The sequence below is a fragment of the Idiomarina sp. Sol25 genome, assembly GCF_033052775.1.
GTDB lineage: Bacteria > Pseudomonadota > Gammaproteobacteria > Enterobacterales > Alteromonadaceae > Idiomarina.
The window spans coordinates 1-233 of sequence record NZ_JAUPEW010000252.1 but is presented as its reverse complement, the minus strand read 5'-3'; the positions used below and the strand labels follow the sequence as shown (position 1 = coordinate 233).

Genomic DNA, 233 nt, shown 5'->3' with positions numbered 1-233 from the left:
CCCTCGAGCTGGGCAAGCACGGCGTCACCGCCAACGCCATCCTGCCGGGGGCCATCGCCACCGGCATGACCGCGGCGAGCTTCGCCAATCCCGACATCGCGGCGGCCTGGGCCAAGAAGGCGGCGCTGCGGCGCCTGGGCCAGCCGCAGGACATCGCCCGCGTGGCCCTGTTTCTCGCCTCCGACGATGGCGCCTTCGTCACCGGGCAAGCCATCGCCGCGGATGGGGGTCTC

Annotated in this window: 1 protein-coding gene; it reads left to right on the top strand. The window is 73.4% G+C overall.

The features are described from left to right. Positions 1 to 233, top strand: a 233-nt coding sequence (locus tag Q5L94_RS14180; protein ID WP_317498988.1) for an SDR family NAD(P)-dependent oxidoreductase, incomplete at both ends; no start/stop codon positions are given.